The 16,077-nt window shown below is 72.1% G+C and carries 11 protein-coding genes; 6 read left to right on the forward strand and 5 right to left on the reverse strand.

The genetic code is table 11. From position 1 onward, the window contains the following. Positions 1-204 precede the first annotated feature (204 nt). The 4 genes from ADL29_RS09185 to ADL29_RS09200 all read right to left on the reverse strand — a co-directional run bounded on the left by ADL29_RS09185 (position 205) and on the right by ADL29_RS09200 (position 7,738). A complete protein-coding gene (locus ADL29_RS09185) occupies positions 205-1,113 on the reverse strand; it encodes a carbohydrate ABC transporter permease (protein ID WP_053923201.1) in 909 nt (302 codons plus the stop codon). Then, positions 1,110-2,498: a carbohydrate ABC transporter permease gene (locus ADL29_RS09190; RefSeq protein WP_078970853.1), complete on the reverse strand. Its 1,389-nt coding sequence runs from the start codon at positions 2,496-2,498 to the stop codon at positions 1,110-1,112. The genes ADL29_RS09185 and ADL29_RS09190 overlap by 4 nt, the downstream gene beginning before the upstream one ends. A gap of 111 nt (positions 2,499-2,609) precedes the next feature. Continuing rightward, positions 2,610-3,977, reverse strand: a complete 1,368-nt coding sequence (locus ADL29_RS09195; RefSeq protein WP_078970854.1) for an ABC transporter substrate-binding protein — start codon at positions 3,975-3,977, stop codon at positions 2,610-2,612. A gap of 488 nt (positions 3,978-4,465) precedes the next feature. Beyond that, positions 4,466-7,738 carry an FHA domain-containing protein gene (locus ADL29_RS09200; protein WP_053923202.1) on the reverse strand — a complete coding sequence of 1,091 codons (3,273 nt, stop codon included), beginning with the start codon at positions 7,736-7,738 and terminating at the stop codon, positions 4,466-4,468. A gap of 514 nt (positions 7,739-8,252) precedes the next feature. Here ADL29_RS09200 and ADL29_RS09205 point away from each other — a divergent pair. The 4 genes from ADL29_RS09205 to ADL29_RS09220 all read left to right on the forward strand — a co-directional run bounded on the left by ADL29_RS09205 (position 8,253) and on the right by ADL29_RS09220 (position 13,758). Then, positions 8,253-9,893 (forward strand): serine/threonine-protein kinase, encoded by a 1,641-nt coding sequence (locus tag ADL29_RS09205; RefSeq protein ID WP_053923203.1) that lies wholly within the window; start codon positions 8,253-8,255, stop codon positions 9,891-9,893. Positions 9,894-10,102: 209 nt separating this feature from the next. Continuing rightward, on the forward strand, positions 10,103-11,365 hold the full coding sequence (locus ADL29_RS09210) for a serine/threonine-protein kinase (protein ID WP_053923204.1): 1,263 nt from the start codon (positions 10,103-10,105) through the stop codon (positions 11,363-11,365). A gap of 116 nt (positions 11,366-11,481) precedes the next feature. After that, entirely contained in the window at positions 11,482-12,588 is a 1,107-nt protein-coding gene (prfB, locus tag ADL29_RS09215) for a peptide chain release factor 2 (protein ID WP_053923205.1), read from the forward strand. Positions 12,589-12,900: 312 nt separating this feature from the next. Beyond that, positions 12,901-13,758 carry a hypothetical protein gene (locus tag ADL29_RS09220; protein ID WP_053923206.1) on the forward strand — a complete coding sequence of 286 codons (858 nt, stop codon included), beginning with the start codon at positions 12,901-12,903 and terminating at the stop codon, positions 13,756-13,758. Between the two features lie 138 nt (positions 13,759-13,896). Here the strand turns inward: ADL29_RS09220 and ADL29_RS09225 are convergent, their stop codons facing one another. Beyond that, positions 13,897-14,088, reverse strand: coding sequence for a hypothetical protein (locus tag ADL29_RS09225; protein WP_046927787.1), 192 nt, complete (start codon positions 14,086-14,088; stop codon positions 13,897-13,899). A gap of 303 nt (positions 14,089-14,391) precedes the next feature. Here ADL29_RS09225 and ftsE point away from each other — a divergent pair, with 303 nt between their 5' ends. Beyond that, the gene (gene ftsE, locus ADL29_RS09230; RefSeq protein ID WP_030069385.1) at positions 14,392-15,081 is read left to right on the forward strand and encodes a cell division ATP-binding protein FtsE; all 690 of its coding nucleotides are present in this window, start codon (positions 14,392-14,394) and stop codon (positions 15,079-15,081) included. Between the two features lie 32 nt (positions 15,082-15,113). Further along, positions 15,114-16,025: a permease-like cell division protein FtsX gene (ftsX, locus tag ADL29_RS09235; protein WP_046927788.1), complete on the forward strand. Its 912-nt coding sequence runs from the start codon at positions 15,114-15,116 to the stop codon at positions 16,023-16,025. Positions 16,026-16,077 lie beyond the last annotated feature (52 nt).

The following is a 16,077-nucleotide window of genomic DNA, read 5'->3' on the forward strand; positions in this document are numbered from 1 at the left end:
GGGCCGGGGCGCCGCCGCCCGGCTCGCGGAGCGTCCGGGCGCGTCTACGCAGTGTCCACGACAAAACCCTGTCGCACCATGCGTTTCACGGCACTGACCGTCATCGGCCGTCATCGACCGTCATGGTAGGGGGAAGGAAATGAACGGAAGATGGCGTGGATCACGTCCCGATCCCGCATCAGCACCCCGGGGCCCGGCACGGAGCTACTTCACCGCACCCGCCATCACACCGGAGACGAACTGCCGCTGGAAGGCGAAGAAGACGATCAGCGGCACCACCATCGACACAAACGCACCCGGCGCCAGCACATCGATGTTGTTGCCGAACTGCCGCACCTCCTGCTGCAGCGCGACCGTGACCGGCGGACTGCCGCTGTCCGCGAAGATCAGCGCGATCAGCATGTCGTTCCACACCCACAGGAACTGGAAGATCCCCAGCGACGCGATCGCCGGCCCGCCCAGCGGCATGACGACCCGGGTGAACAGCCGCAGCTCGCCCGCCCCGTCCAGCCGCGCCGCCTCCAGCAGCTCGCGCGGGATCTCCGCGAAGAAGTTCCGCAGCAGGAACACCGCGAACGGCAGACCGAACGCCGTATGGAAGAGGATCACCCCGGCCGTGGTCTCGAACAGCCCCACCGCGCCGAACAGCTTCGCCACCGGGATCAGCGCCACCTGGACCGGCACCACCAGCAGCCCGACGACCACCATGAACCAGCCGTCACGCCCCGGAAAATCCATCCAGGCGAACGCATAACCGGCCAGCGACCCGATGACGACCACCAGCACCGTGGCCGGAACGGTGATCGCCGCGGTGGTCAGCAGCGAACCCATCACCTTCTCGTTCTCCAGCAGACGGCCGTAATTGTCGAAGGTGATCCCCGCCGGCCTGGCGAACACCTGCCACCAGCCCGACTCGGCGATCTGCTGCGGGCTGCGCAGCGACGACAGCAGCAGACCGACGGTCGGCATCAGCCAGAACAGCGCGACCAGCACCAGAAAGACCCGCAGCGCGCCGCCACCGGTCCGGGCCGCCAGCCGCGTGGCCAGCGGCCGCTTCGCCGGTACGGCGCGGCCCACCGCCCCCTCCGCGGCGGCACCCTCGACGGTCGTCATCGCGCACGCTCCTTCCGGATGCGCCGGAGATTGACGTACATCACCGGCAGCACGAGCAGCAGCAGGAATACGGCGATCGCACTGCCCAGGCCCTCGTCGACATCCGTACCGAACGACGACTGGAAGAGCTGGAGAGCCAGCACATTGGCGGACCGGAGACTGGAGCCCGGCGCGATGATGTAGACCAGATCGAAGATCTTCAGCACATTGATCATCAGCGTGACCAGCACGACCACCAGGACCGGCGCCAGCAGCGGCACCGTGATCCGCCGGAAGACCTGCCACTCGCCGGCGCCGTCCACCCGTGCCGCCTCCAGCAGCTCCCGCGGCACCGCCGCCAGCCCCGCCGCGATCAGCACCATCGCAAAACCGGCCCACATCCAGACATAGCTGCCGATGATGGCCGGGGTGACCAGCGCCGGACCGAGCCAGTCGACGCCGTGGTACGCCTCCGCGAAGTTCGCCGCGGGCAGCCGCAGCCGGGCGCCGTCGGCCTTGTCCGCGGGCAGCGCATACGTCCCGTCGGCGGCCGTCGTCGCCGAGGCGACCACCGCACCGCCCTTGACCGCCTCGACCGTCAGGCCCGCCAGCGCCTTCTCATTGCCGTCGATCACCTTCGGCCGCCCGCCGCCCCCACGGGTGAAGTCCAGCCAGGCCGTCCCGGTGATCTTGCCGGGCTGCGGCTGGGCGACGGCCGCCGGCTTCGCGTCCCGGACATCGCTCTGCCGGACGGCCACCAGCGGCAGATCCGCCGACGACCCCGACGGTCCCGACGACGCCGAGGAACCCGAAGCCCCCGCCCGTACGGCCGACTTCGTGGTGAACGCCCCGCCGCCGGACGGCCGCAGACCGGAGTTCGGCCGGGGCTTGGCGCCCGGGAACGGCGCGGGCTCGGCGAACGTGTCGTGCACGCTCACCCACACCGCATTGGCGACCCCGCGCTCCGGGGCCTGGTCGTACACCAGCCGGAAGATGATGCCCGCCGCCAGCATGGAGATCGCCATCGGCATGAAGACGACCAGCTTGAAGGCGGTGCCCCAGCGGATCCGCTCGGTCAGCACCGCGAAGATCAGCCCCAGGGCCGTCGACACGGTCGGCGCGACCACGACCCAGATGACGTTGTTCCGCAGCGCGGTACGGATCGCGTCGTCCGAAAACATCGCGCCGTAATTGCCCAGCCCCACGAAGCCGTCGCCGGACGCGTCGAACAGACTGCGGTAGACGGAGAAGACGATGGGATAGACGACCAGCGCACCGAGCAGCACCAGGGCCGGCAGCAGAAAGACGGCCGCCACCCAGCGGCGGGTGCCCGTCACGCCCCGGCCCGCCCGCTTGCCGCGCCGGCCCGCCCGGTGATGTCTGGCTACGGCTTCTGCATCGCTCATCGTGACGGCCCCCCAGGCCCGTTCCTCGAGGCGGACTTCTCGGCCGGCTCACTCGTCGGCCGGCTCACTCGTCGGTCGGTTCACTCGGCTCGGTGCCCGAACGGCTTCCGGTCAGCGCCCGAACGACTTCGCGGCGTCCTTCTCCAGCTGCGCCTGTGTCCCCGCGATGTCCTTGGGGTTCTTGAGGAAGTCCTGCAGGTCCTTCCACTCGCCCTGCCCCGGCTTGCCGCCGAACGAGGCCGGCGCCTGGTCGGACATGTCGAAGCGGAAATCGTCCCCCGCCGCGATCAGCGCCCTGGCGATCGTGCGCATCACCTCATTGGCGTACGCCGCCTGGTCCAGCTCCTTGTTGGGCGAAAGGAAGCCGCCCGCCTGCGCCCAGATCTTGGCCGCGTCCGTCGACGCCAAAAACGCCAGCAACGCCTGGGACGCCTTGTTGTCCTTGAGCGCCACCGCCACATCGCCACCGGTCACCACCGGCGACTTGGCACCCACCGCCGGGAACGGAAAGACCTTGGCATCACTGCCCACCTTGGCCCGGGTCTGCGCGATATTGGCCGCGGCGAAATCCGCCGAGGAGACCATCGCGGCCTTGGGCGCATCGCCGCCGCTGAAGGTCTGCGTCACCGATGTGGGAAAGTCCGTCTGCAGGGCACCGGAATTGCCGCCCGCCAGCAGATCCTTACGGCCGAAGAGCTGCGCCAGCGTGGTCAGCGCCCGCTTCACCGAAGGATCGGTCCACTTGATCCTGTGCTGCGCCAGCCGGTCGTATTTCTCCGGACCCGCCTGCGAAAGATAGACGTTCTCGAACCAGTCGGTCAGCGTCCAGCCGTCCGATCCGCCCACCGAGACCGGCGCCACACCCGAATCGAAAACCGTCTGCGCGGCCTTGAGGAATTCCTGCCAGTTCTTCGGCGCGCCGACGCCCGCATTGTCGAAGGCATTGGCGTTGTACCAGACCAGCGACTTGTTGCTGGCCTTGAAATACACGCCGTACTGCGTGCCCTTGTGGGCGCCCAGATCCTGCCAGCCCTTGGTGTAGTTCTTCGCGAGCTGCTCCTTGGCGGTGGTGCCGAGCGGCTTGAGCCAGCCCTTCTGCGCGAACTCGTTGAGCACGCCGACCTGCTGGAGCATCGCAACGTCCGGCGGGCCGCCACCCGCGATCTTGGAGCCGATGAACCCGGCCATGTCGTCGCCGCTGGGCACGAAGTCGACCGTGGCACCGGTGCGCTTCTCGAACTCGTCCAGCACCTTGACGAAGTTCTCCCGCTCGGGGCCCGTCCAGACCGCGGTGACCTGGATCTTCTGCCCGTTCAGCTTGGGCAGCCGGACGGTGGGGGCGGTGCTGCCGCCCTTGCCGCCGCTGCCGCGTGCGTCGTCCTTGCTGCCGCCGCAGGCCGTCAGCGCGAGGGCGAGCGCGACCCCCGCCGCGAGGGTGGTCGTGACGCGTCCAGCCGTGCGGTCGAATCGTGTGCGCATCCCCGTAGCCCCTTATCGCTGCGCCTGCCGTGCGTGGCCTGCCGTGCGTGCGGTGGTGCCGGTGCGGTGGTGCGGTGGTGCCCGTCGGTGCTCTTCCGGTGGATTTCCGGTGGTCTTCTGGATCTCCGGTGGCTTCGCGGCACCGGGCGGCGTTCGCGCCCGGTGCGCTCCGCGTCGTGCGACTCCGCGGTGTGCGACAGGTCTACGCCGGGATCCCCGGCGCCGCAATACCGCGTCCGTCCGCAACTGGCCTTTCGTGATGGGGCTGTTACGGCCTACGGGGCGGGACGGGCCGGGAATCCAGGGCCCGCGAACCCGCGGGACTGCCGTGCCTTGCCGACCCGACAGACCGAACCCGACAGGCCGGAACCGGCACCACGGCAGGGGGCGGCCGCCCACAGCCACACATAGCTGTGGGCACATAGCTGTGGGCGCCATGGACGCGCCCGCCCCCTCGCACTCGCGCCCCCCCCCGGCGGCGCCGCGGCTCACACCAGCGGCGCGGCGGGGGGCGCTCCCAACGACTGCCCGGCCCGCTGCAGGGCGCTGGCCAGCAGGGCCAGATCCGTCGGGCCGTTGCCCAGCTCGCGCAGCGGGCGCCGGGCCGGCGGGTCACCCATCCGCTGCCACTCCAGCGGCACGACCGTCGGACGCAGGGTGGACGTACGGGGTATCCGGCCCGTCACCCGGCCCGCCTGGAACGGGGTCGAGGAGCCGTCCGCCGCCCGGTCCAGCAGGCCGCGGCCCGGCGGCACCGGCTCGGCGGAACCGGCGGCGGGGCCCAGCCGGACGCGCAGCCGGGCCCGTTCGCCGGTCGCGGTCTCCGCCGTGCGGTCCGGGTGGCCGGTCGCCGCTATGAGATGAACGCCCAGCGCCGCACCGTCCCGGGCGACCGCCTCCAGCGCCCGCACCACCGAACCGGCGGCCGGCCGGCCCGTACTGCCCAGCGCCGGGGCCACCAGCGCGTCGAAGTCGTCGACCAGCACGAACAGCCGCGGCATCGGCGGCGCCTGGTCCTCCGCGGCCGGTGCCCCGCCGGGTGCCCGCAGCCGCAGGGTGCCGGTGCCCGAGGTGTCCGCCGCCCCGCCGCCTCCTTCCTTATCACGGCAACGATTACGGAGCGTGAGAAGTTCCTGCGGAGTGTCACCCGATTCGGTGGAGCGGCGCGGGGCGATGATCCGCGGGGCCGGCAGATGCTTGGCGCGCCACTCGGCGAACGGCGTGCCGCCCAGTATTTCCGCGCGCCGCTTCAGCTCCGAGGACAGCGCCTGGGCGAACTCCCGCATCCGGACCGGGTCCGAGGCCGCCAGATACGTCGTGACATGCGGCAGATCCGTGCACATCCGCAGCCCCTCGCCGCGTTCGCTGCCGCCGCCGTCGACGAGGACCAGCGACAGCAGATCGGGGCGGTCGGCGGCGGCGAGCGCGGCGGCCAGCGAACGCATCAGCTCCGTCTTGCCGGTGGCCGCCGCGCCCTCCAGGAGGAGGTGGGTGCCGTCGGCGGCGAGATCCGCGGCCAGCGGGCCGTGCGGTCCCGCGCCGAGCACCGCCGGCGTGCTCGGCCGGTCCGTGTCCAGGGCGGCGGCCCAGCGCGCCATCAGCGACGCGGGGGTGGCGCGGGCCAGCCCCAGCTCGTCCAGCAGCCGGGACGCCTCGGGCAGCGGGGCGGCCGCGCGGTGCGTCTGACGGCCGCCGTCGGTGGCCGTCGTCTCGGCCTCGCGCAGCGGCGCCAGCGCACGGGCGAACCGCTCGGCCCAGGCGACGGAGACCGCGTCCAACGCCGCGACCGTGCCGTTCGGCCCGGAACCGGGCTGCACCACCCGCAGCGCCGTGGCCACATCACCGCTGAGCACCGCCACCGCCCCGCACTCACCGAAGGCGGGCGACGCCTTCCGGGCGGCCTCGTACGTCGCGGCCAGCGGGAAGGCGGGGGAGGCGGCGGGGGTCTCCGCCAGACAGAGCAGATGGATCCCGGCCGCCGGGCCGCCCGCCGCGAGCCGGGCCGCGCGCTCGCGCAGCTCCGACGAGCCGAGGTCGCCGTCCACGATCACAACGGTGTACGGGCCCTGGTGGCGGGCCGCGGCGGCGGCCACCTCGGCGCGGTCGGCGCTGGCCCAGTCCGTCCCGAGCGGACCGTCGTCCAGGCGGCGCACCAGCTCGGCCGTACGGGCCGCGGCCTGCTCCTTGTCGTAGGCGAGCAGCAGCCGGCAGTCCTGGCCGCGGTCCGGGCGGACATGCGGCAGCCAGCCCAGCCAGGACCAGTCGGCCACCCGCTCCTCGGTGCCGCGCGCCCGGTCCGTGGCGATCAGCACGATCTCGAGGGTGGAGGGGGAGTGCAGGGCGGCGAGCTGGGCGACGGTGGCGCGGGCCAGCCCGGTCAGCCGCTCGCGCGGCCCGGCCAGGCCCAGCGAGCCCGCCCGGCACAGCTCGACGGTGACCGGCGCGGCGATCCGGCCGCCGTCCCTGCTGGCCGTCCCCAGCCGGACGGCCAGCGCATCGGGGTGGTCCCGGCCGCGCTCCCACAGGCGGGGGCCGGGACCGAGCGCCGTCAAGAGGACGGCGGCGGCATCCGGCCAGCGGTCGTGCGATCCGGTGGTCGTCGCAGCGCCGGAATCGTCCCCGGACGTCCCGGCCGCCGGGTCCGCGGGCGCCGCGCCGGCGTCCTCCGGCCGCTCCGCCGCATAGCGGCCGCCGGCCAGCCGCCGCGCCCAGGCGCCGATGCCGCCCCGGCGGGCGGTCCTGGCGGTGTCGGTGGGCGCCAGCTGCTGCTGCCCGGCGTGGGTGCCGTCCTGGTGGGACGGGCCGTGGTCCCGGAGGCCGTACGCGGGGGCCGGCTGCCCCGCGCCGCCGGCCCGCGGTCCGCCATCGGGAGCCGAACCGCGCAGGGGCGGGTCCTGGTGTACGGGCCCGCTCAGCGGTGCGCGGGCGGGAGGTGCGGCCGGGGGGAAGGGGACGGCGGCCGGGGCCTGGGCGCCGTAGGGGCCCTCCCACGGCCGCCCTTCCCCGGGGCCGTCCCCGGTGGAGTACCGCGCCCCTGCCGTGGCAGCGGCCGCAGCGTCGCTCGCCCACTCCCGGCTCTGCGGGGGGATGCCTGCCGCCCCCGGGACGACCCGCAGCTGCCCCTCGCCGTCGGGGGCGGCGGGCAGTGCCGGGTCCGGGCCGCCGGGGGAGGCCTGGAGGCGGAGGGCGGATTCGCCGACCCGCAGCAGGGCGCCGGGCCGCAGCGGGGCGGGCTGTTCGCCCAGGTCGACGCCGTCGACGGCGGTGCCGTTGGTGGAGCGCAGGTCCGCGACGTACACCGAGCCGTCCGGCTCGACCGTCACCGCGCAGTGCAGCCGGGAGACGTCCGGGTCGTCCAGGGGGACGTCGGCGTCGGCGGAGCGGCCGATACGGATCTGGCCGCCGTGCAGCAGATGGACGCCGCCGGCATCGGGGCCCGAGACGACCCGCAGCCGGGCCGGGCCGTGCGGCAGGCCGTGTGCCGGAGCGGGGCCGGGGCCCTGGAGGGAGAGCACCGCGCCGTCGATCAGCGGGGGCTCGCCGATCGCCGCGCGCTGCGGATCGAGCCGCTCATTGCCCGCGTACAGCACGACAGGACCGCCGCCGGCGCCGCCCGCGTCCGCGCCCGGGCCGGCCACCGAGGAGGCGAGGGAGCCCGCGACCGACGCCAGGGCGGTCCCGGCAGGGGCCGTCACGAGCACGTCGCAGGCCCGTGTGGTGTGGCCGCTGCGCGGCCCGAGGACGGTCAGCCGGATCTGCATCGCCGTCAACGGTCCCTTCTGCCGGGAATCCGGCAGGGGCTCCGCTCGCCCCCCACCGCGCCCGAGCACGTCGGCACGTACAAGTCCCAAGCCCACGTCGCGACGGAGAGCGCGCGCCCCCACCACAATGCGTGCTGGGGGCATCCTCGCACCTGCCACTGACAACACGCCCGCCGACCGTCGCTTGGTGATCTTGATTGGTCTTCTAAGGACGAAAAAGTGCCGGGTTGCGCGCGCCGAACGGCCTGAATTCGACTGCCGTGATCAGCCGCCGGTGTGGCAGGGACCGCACGCCGCGGCCGCCGCGCGCACAGTCCGGCGGCCGGCCGCAACCATCCGCCCGGAACTCGCGTCTTCCCGACAAGCCTTGCCCGGCGCCGGGCCGTGGATCACGGCCGACGGCCTACAGTGGGTCGGACGGCCCGTGGGCCACGCCGTGATCGCCCACCTGGGCCTGACCGGCGGGCCGGGCGACAGTTCCACCACAGATCCACCACGACAGGGAGCGCATGACGTGCGGCCGGTAGGCAGCAAGTACCTGCTCGAGGAGCCGCTGGGACGCGGCGCCACGGGCACCGTCTGGCGTGCCCGCCAGAGGGAGACGGCGGGCGCGGAAGCCGCCGTGGCCGGCGAGCCCGGCGAAACCGTCGCGATCAAGGTCCTCAAGGAGGAGCTGGCGAACGACGCGGACGTGGTGATGCGCTTCCTGCGGGAGCGCTCCGTCCTGCTGCGGCTCACCCACCCCAATATCGTCCGCACCCGCGACCTGGTCGTGGAGGGCGATCTGCTCGCCCTGGTGATGGATCTGGTCGACGGCCCCGACCTGCACCGCTACCTGCGCGACAACGGCCCCTTCAGCCCGGTGGCCGCCGCCCTGCTCACCGCCCAGATCGCCGACGCCCTGGCGGCCAGCCACGCCGACGGCGTCGTGCACCGGGACCTCAAGCCCGCCAACGTCCTCCTCGCCGGCTCCGACGGCAGCAGCGAGATGCACCCGATGCTGACCGACTTCGGCATCGCCCGCCTGGCCGACTCCCCGGGCCTGACCCGCACCCACGAGTTCGTCGGCACCCCCGCCTATGTGGCGCCGGAGTCCGCCGAGGGCCGCCCGCAGACCTCCGCCGTCGACATCTACGGCGCCGGAATCCTGCTGTACGAGCTGGTCACCGGCCGTCCGCCGTTCGCCGGACAGACCGCCCTGGAGGTGCTGCACCGCCACCTGAGCGAGGAGCCGCGCCGCCCCGGCACCCTCCCCGAGCCCCTGTGGACGGTGATAGAGCGCTGTCTGCGCAAGCGCCCCGAGGAGCGCCCCAGCGCCGAGAACCTCGCCCGCGCGCTGCGCACCGTCGCGGCCGGCGTCGGCGTGCACGCCACCCCGGCGGAGGCCGAGGCCGCCCTCGGCGTCGCCGCACTGCTCGCACCCGACCCGGCACCCACCACGGTCCCCGGCACCGAGGGCGGCCAGGGCGGCGGCGACGCCGACCCCACCCAGGTCCTGCCGTCCCACGCCGGCTCGTACGACCCGGCCGCGGCCACCAGCGTGCTGCCCTCCACCGGGGCGCCCGGCGGCCAGGGCTACGGCCAGGGGGACGCGGACCCCACCCGGGCGATGCCCCCGATGCCGATGGGCGCGCCCCCGGGCGGCCCCCAGGAGCCGGAGGGGCCGCATCCCTGGGAGTCCCAGCTGCGCGCCGCCCGCGACCGCAACGAACAGACCCAGGTGCAGCAGTACCTGGACCCGGGCGACGACCCGCTGCGCCGTCGCCCCCAGCGCCGCCCGGCTCCGCAGCAGCAGCCGCAGCAGCCTCCGTACGGCCGGCAGCAGCCGCCGCCGCAGTACGCCCAGCAGCAGCGCCCGGCCCCGCAGCGCCGCCAGGAGCCCCCGCCGCAGCGCTACGAGCCCCAGCGCCCGCCCGCCCCGGAGCCCCGGCCCCGCCGCGAGCCCCGGCAGCGCAGCGCCAACCCCATGAAGATCCCGGGGCTGGGCTGTCTCAAGGGCTGCCTGTTCACCCTGCTCATACTGTTCGTCGCGAGCTGGCTGATCTGGGAGCTGACCCCGCTCCAGGAGTGGATCGGCACCACCAAGGGCTTCTTCGCCCAGATCGGCGACATCATCACCAGCGTGAAGGACTTCATCGACGGGGTGAAGATCTGATCAGCGGCAAGCCGTGACCGGTGGCCGGGCCCCTCCCAGGGCCCGGCCACCGCCCGTCGTATGGATTTGTCGACTTCTGTCGGGCGATTTCGCGCACAGAAGTGAAGGATGCGGCTGTCGGGGGCACTGAACCCCTTGGCATCCGCGTAGCTTTGACGCCAACTTCAGCCCCCGCAGGACGCTCGGGGGCCCGACACGTCGGAGCAGTCTTGGCACGGAAGATCGGCAGCCGGTACACCGCCCACCAGATCCTGGGGCGCGGCAGTGCCGGCACGGTATGGCTGGGCGAGGGTCCCGAGGGGGCCGTGGCCATCAAGCTGTTGCGTGAGGATCTCGCCTCCGACCAGGAGCTCGTCGGCCGCTTCGTACAGGAGCGGACGGCGCTGCTGAGCCTGGAGCACCCGCATGTCGTCGGCGTCCGCGATCTGGTCGTCGACGGCAACGACCTGGCGCTGGTCATGGATCTCGTACGGGGCACGGACCTGCGCACCCGCCTGGAGCGCGAGCGGCGGCTGGCCCCCGAGGCCGCCGTCGCCATAGTCGCCGATGTCGCCGACGGCCTCGCCGCCGCGCACGCCGAGCGGATCGTGCACCGCGACGTCAAGCCCGAGAACGTCCTCCTGGACATGCAGGGACCGCTCGGCCCCGGCGGCGCGCACCCCGCGCTGCTCACCGACTTCGGCATCGCGCGCCTGGTGGACGCGCCGGGCGGCACCCGCTCCACCAAGGTCATCGGAACCCCCGACTACCTCGCCCCGGAGATCATCGAGGGCCTGCCGCCGCGTGCCTCCGTCGACGTCTACGCCCTGGCCACCGTCCTGTACGAGCTGCTCGCCGGCTTCACCCCGTTCGGCGGCGGCCACCCCGGGGCCGTACTGCGCCGCCATGTCACCGAGAGTGTCGCGCCGCTGCCCGGGATCCCCGACGAGCTGTGGCAGCTGCTGGTCCAGTGCCTGGCCAAGGCGCCCGCGTCCCGGCTGCGCGCCCCGGAGCTCGCCGCCCGGCTGCGCGAGCTGCTGCCCGGCCTGGCCGGGATCCCGCCCCTGGACATCGACGAGCCCGAGAGCGACCAGCCCGAGGACGACGTGGAGAGCGCGGCCGCCGCCGGGGCCCGCGACTATCCGTCGGCCGCCCGGGCGGAGGACACCCCGCCGCGCGGCGCGGTCCCCCTGGTCCAGGGCGCGAAGCCGGACTCCAACCGGGAGACGCACACCAGCATGCGCGTTCCGGGCCCGGACGAGCTCGCGGGCGGCGCGCACGGCACCGCCCGTACCCCCAGGGTCGCCGGTGAGCGCCGGGCGGGCTCGGCGCGGCACCGCTCCTCCGCGGAGGCGGTGCGCCGCCGCCGGCTGAAGCTCGGCGCGGTCGGCGCGGCGGTCCTCGCCGCGGTCGGCCTCGGCAGCTGGCTGGCCACCGGCGACGAGGAGCCCGGCGACGCCAGGCCGGGCGTCCACCGGCCCGGCACACCGTGAGCGCCCCCGGATCCTGCCGGACCTTCCCGGACCCTTCCGGCCCCGCGGCGGAGTCCGGGAGGATCCGGCGGCCCCGGCCGGGACACACTGTCGGCGGTAGCCGTTAGGCTGGGTGCGTGGCAGTCGTCGATGTATCCGAAGAGCTGAAGTCCCTCTCCTCGACCATGGGGTCGATCGAGGCCGTCCTGGACCTCGACAAGATGAGGGCCGATATCGCCGTGCTCGAGGAGCAGGCCGCGGCGCCGTCCCTGTGGGACGACGTGGAGAACGCCCAGAAGATCACCAGCCAGCTGTCCTACCTCCAGGGCCAGCTGCGCCGAGCCGACGAGCTGCGCGGCCGGGTCGACGACCTCGAGGTGCTCTTCGAGCTCGCCGAGGCCGAGGGCGACGAGGACGCCCGCGGCGAGGCCGAGGCGGAGCTCGAGTCGGTCCGCAAGGCGGTGGACGAGCTCGAGGTCCGCACGCTGCTGTCGGGCGAGTACGACGCCCGTGAGGCGCTGGTCAACATCCGCGCCGAGGCCGGCGGAGTGGACGCCGCCGACTTCGCCGAGAAGCTGCAGCGGATGTATCTGCGCTGGGCCGAGCGCCACGGCTACAAGACCGAGCTGTACGAGACCTCGTACGCCGAAGAGGCCGGCATCAAGTCGACCACCTTCGCCGTCCAGGTCCCGTACGCCTACGGCACCCTCTCCGTCGAGCAGGGCACGCACCGCCTGGTGCGCATCTCGCCGTTCGACAACCAGGGCCGCCGCCAGACGTCGTTCGCCGGTGTCGAGGTGCTGCCCGTCGTCGAGAAGACCGACCATGTCGAGATCGACGAGTCCGATCTGCGGGTGGACGTCTACCGTTCCTCCGGCCCCGGTGGCCAGGGTGTGAACACCACGGACTCCGCGGTCCGGCTGACGCACATCCCGACCGGCATCGTCGTCTCCTGCCAGAACGAACGCTCGCAGATCCAGAACAAGGCCTCCGCGATGAACGTCCTCCAGGCCAAGCTCCTCGAGCGCCGCCGCCAGGAGGAGCAGGCCAAGATGGACGCCCTCAAGGGCGACGGCGGCAACTCCTGGGGCAACCAGATGCGTTCCTACGTCCTGCACCCGTACCAGATGGTCAAGGACCTGCGCACCGAGTTCGAGGTCGGCAACCCCTCCGCGGTCCTGGACGGCGACATCGACGGCTTCCTGGAGGCCGGGATCCGCTGGCGCAAGCAGCAGGAGAAGTAGCCGCTCCGGCCCCGGAACAACTGCCTCCCCCGGGGAGGCAGTTGTTTTTCGTTCGGGGCTTTGGTCACAGTCGTATGTCCATGTACCGCCCAACTCCCAGCAATTCGGGCATCGAGACTTTATTCGACCTTGACGATGTTGGCCGAACTGGGAAGGCTGGGCGCGGCATGCGTATGTCTGGGGCGCGTGTATGAACGGGGAGAATGAGTGGCCTGCCTGTTGTGCCGGGCCGCGACTCGCGTACCCCCATCGGCCCGTCGCCCCTTACAGCGGTGCTCCAATGACGAGTTCAGCTACTGGGGGTAGCAGTACATGACGAAGAAGACGCGGCTGCGCGTAGCGCGCATTGCGGCCAGTGCGGTGATCGCGGCGGGTGCGTCGCTCACCGCCGCGGGCGCCGCCTCCGCGGCCGAGACCGGCGGTCCGGGCTCCGGCCAGGATGACGGCGGCATCATCGGCGGCATCATCGGCGGGCTGTTCGGCGGTGGCGACTCCGGTGGTGACACCGGCGGCGACACGGGCGGCGACACGGGTGGTGACACCGGCGGTGACGACACCACCGGCGGCGCTCTCGGCGGTCTGGTCGACGGCGGCACCAGCGATGGTGGCACGACCGGTGGTGACAACGGCGGCACGACCGGTGGTGACAACGGCGGCACCACTGGTGGTGACAACGGCGGCACCACTGGTGGTGACAACGGCGGCACGACCGGTGGTGACAACGGCGGCACCACTGGTGGTGACAACGGCGGCACGACCGGTGGTGACAACGGCGGCACCACCGGTGGTCACAGCGGCGGCCAGAACGGCGGCAGCACCGGCGGTCACAGCGGCGGCCAGAACGGCGGCAGCACCGGCGGTCACACCGGCGGCAGCAGCACCGGCGGCGGTGGCGCCACCGGCGGCAGCACCACCGGTGGCGACAGCACCGGCACCGGCACCGACAACGAGGGCTCCAAGCCCATCGAGCAGCCGGGCAAGGGCAAGGAAGGCATGTCCGACACCCCCGGCCAGGCCAAGCAGAAGCCGAAGGGCGAGCTGGCCGAGACCGGTTCCTCCGGCACGACCTTCCTGCTGGTCGGTGCGGCAACCATGATCGCGGGCGGTGTGGGCTTCCGTATGCTGCCCCGTCTGATCAACAAGAACGGTGGCGGCGCGGCCGCGGCCTGACGCTGACACGCAGTAACGGAGGGCCCGGGGTGCATCGGCACCCCGGGCCCTCCGGCGTTCCTCCGGGCGTACTCATCGGTACACACCCATGCGGTCGCACTCGGTGACGACACACGCCCCGGCGCCCCGCGCCCCCGCTCAGACGGCCTGGTGGAGCAGCGCCGCGACCGCGACCAGCGCGATCAGCAGGGCCACCAGGGTCACGGGGCTGAGCTGGCCGAATATCCCGTCCTGCTGCTGCAGCCGTTCCCTGCTGGACCGGCACACAGGGCAGCGGCCCTCGCTCACAGGGGCCGCGCAGTTGGCGCACACCAATCGGTCGTACGTCATGCGACCTCCTTCTCCACTGCGCCAACGCACCGGAAGGCGCATTGGTTCCCCCTACCACTGTGCCAGCTTCCCGGCGAAACGGCGCGCCCCGCGGAATTCTGCTCCTTTTGCCCGGCGGTCCACCACGACGGTCCGCCCAGATGCCGCGATTGTCCAGCTAGATGCCGTGAATGACCGTGAATAAACGCACCAACCCCCTGCGCCGACTGCACCACGACACGAGGTTCGCGTAGGGTCACGCACACCGACGGGAGCCGCAACACGGCAACCCGTGCCCCTACCCAGGTCGACCGTGGTGCATCTGTGATCCGATTCGACAACGTCTCCAAGACCTACCCGAAGCAGAACCGCCCCGCCCTCAGGGATGTCTCCCTGGAGATCGAACGCGGCGAGTTCGTCTTCCTGGTGGGTTCCTCGGGCTCCGGTAAGTCCACCTTCCTGCGTCTGCTCCTGCGCGAGGAGCGCGCCAGCCATGGCGCCGTGCACGTACTGGGCAAGGACCTCGCCAAGCTGTCCAACTGGAAGGTCCCGCAGATGCGGCGCCAGGTGGGCACCGTCTTCCAGGACTTCCGGCTGCTCCCCAACAAGACGGTGGGGCAGAACGTCGCCTTCGCGCTCGAGGTCATCGGCAAGCCGCGCGGACAGATCCGCAAGACGGTTCCCGAGGTCCTCGAACTCGTCGGCCTCGGCGGCAAGGAGGACCGTATGCCCGGCGAACTCTCCGGTGGTGAGCAGCAGCGCGTCGCCATCGCGCGGGCCTTCGTCAACCGCCCGATGCTGCTCATCGCGGACGAGCCCACCGGTAACCTCGACCCGCAGACCTCGGTCGGCATCATGAAGCTGCTGGACCGGATCAACCGGACCGGTACAACGGTGGTCATGGCCACCCACGACCAGCAGATCGTCGACCAGATGCGCAAGCGCGTCATGGAACTCGAAAAGGGCCGGCTCGTCCGCGACCAGTCGCGTGGCGTCTACGGCTACCAGCACTAAGCGTGTACGGCCCCCAGCACTGAAAGGACGCCATGCGCGCCCAGTTCGTCCTGTCGGAGATCGGCGTCGGTCTCCGCCGAAACCTCACGATGACCTTCGCCGTCATCGTCTCCGTCGCCCTCTCACTGGGCCTGTTCGGCGCCTCGCTGCTGATGCGCGACCAGGTCAGCACGATGAAGGGCTACTGGTACGACAAGGTCAACGTCTCCATCTTCTTCTGCAACAAGAACGACGCCGACACGGGTGCCAACTGCGCCAAGGGTGCGGCCACCCAGCAGCAGAAGAACGACATCCTGGCCGAGCTGCACAATCTGAAGATCGTGCAGAGTGTGCAGCACGAGACCAGCGACCAGGCGTACAAGCACTACAAGGAGCAGTTCGGCGACACGCCCGTCGCCGGGCTGGTGACGCCCGACCAGCTGCCGGAGTCCTTCCGGGTCAAGCTCAAGGACCCCACGAAGTACGAGGTCATCAAGTCGGCCTTCTCCGAGCGCCCCGGCGTCCAGGAGGTGCAGGACCAACGGGACACCGTTGAGCCCCTGTTCAACCTCCTCAACGGCATGAACTGGGCAGCGATCGGGGTCATGGCGCTGATGCTGATCGTTGCGCTGCTGCTGATCGTCAACACCGTCCGGGTGTCGGCGTTCAGCAGACGGCGGGAGACCGGGATCATGCGGCTGGTGGGGGCGTCCAGCTTCTACATCCAGATGCCGTTCATCCTGGAGGCCGCCATCGCGGGCCTGCTCGGCGCCGCCTTCGCCTGTGTGCTGATCGTCGGCGGCAAGGCCATCCTCATCAACAACTGGCTGGCCGACAAGATCCAGGTCATCAACTTCATCGGCTGGGACTCGGTGGCACAGGTGCTGCCGCTGGTCCTCCTGATCGGCCTGCTGATGCCTGCCCTCGCCGCATTCTTCGCGTTGCGCAAGTACCTCAAGGTGTGAGCTTTGCCAAGGGCGCCGTACGGTCAACTCGCCGTACGGCGCCCCTTTCTGC

The organism is Streptomyces chattanoogensis (genome assembly GCF_001294335.1).
In the GTDB taxonomy this organism is placed as follows: Bacteria; Actinomycetota; Actinomycetes; order Streptomycetales; family Streptomycetaceae; genus Streptomyces; species Streptomyces chattanoogensis.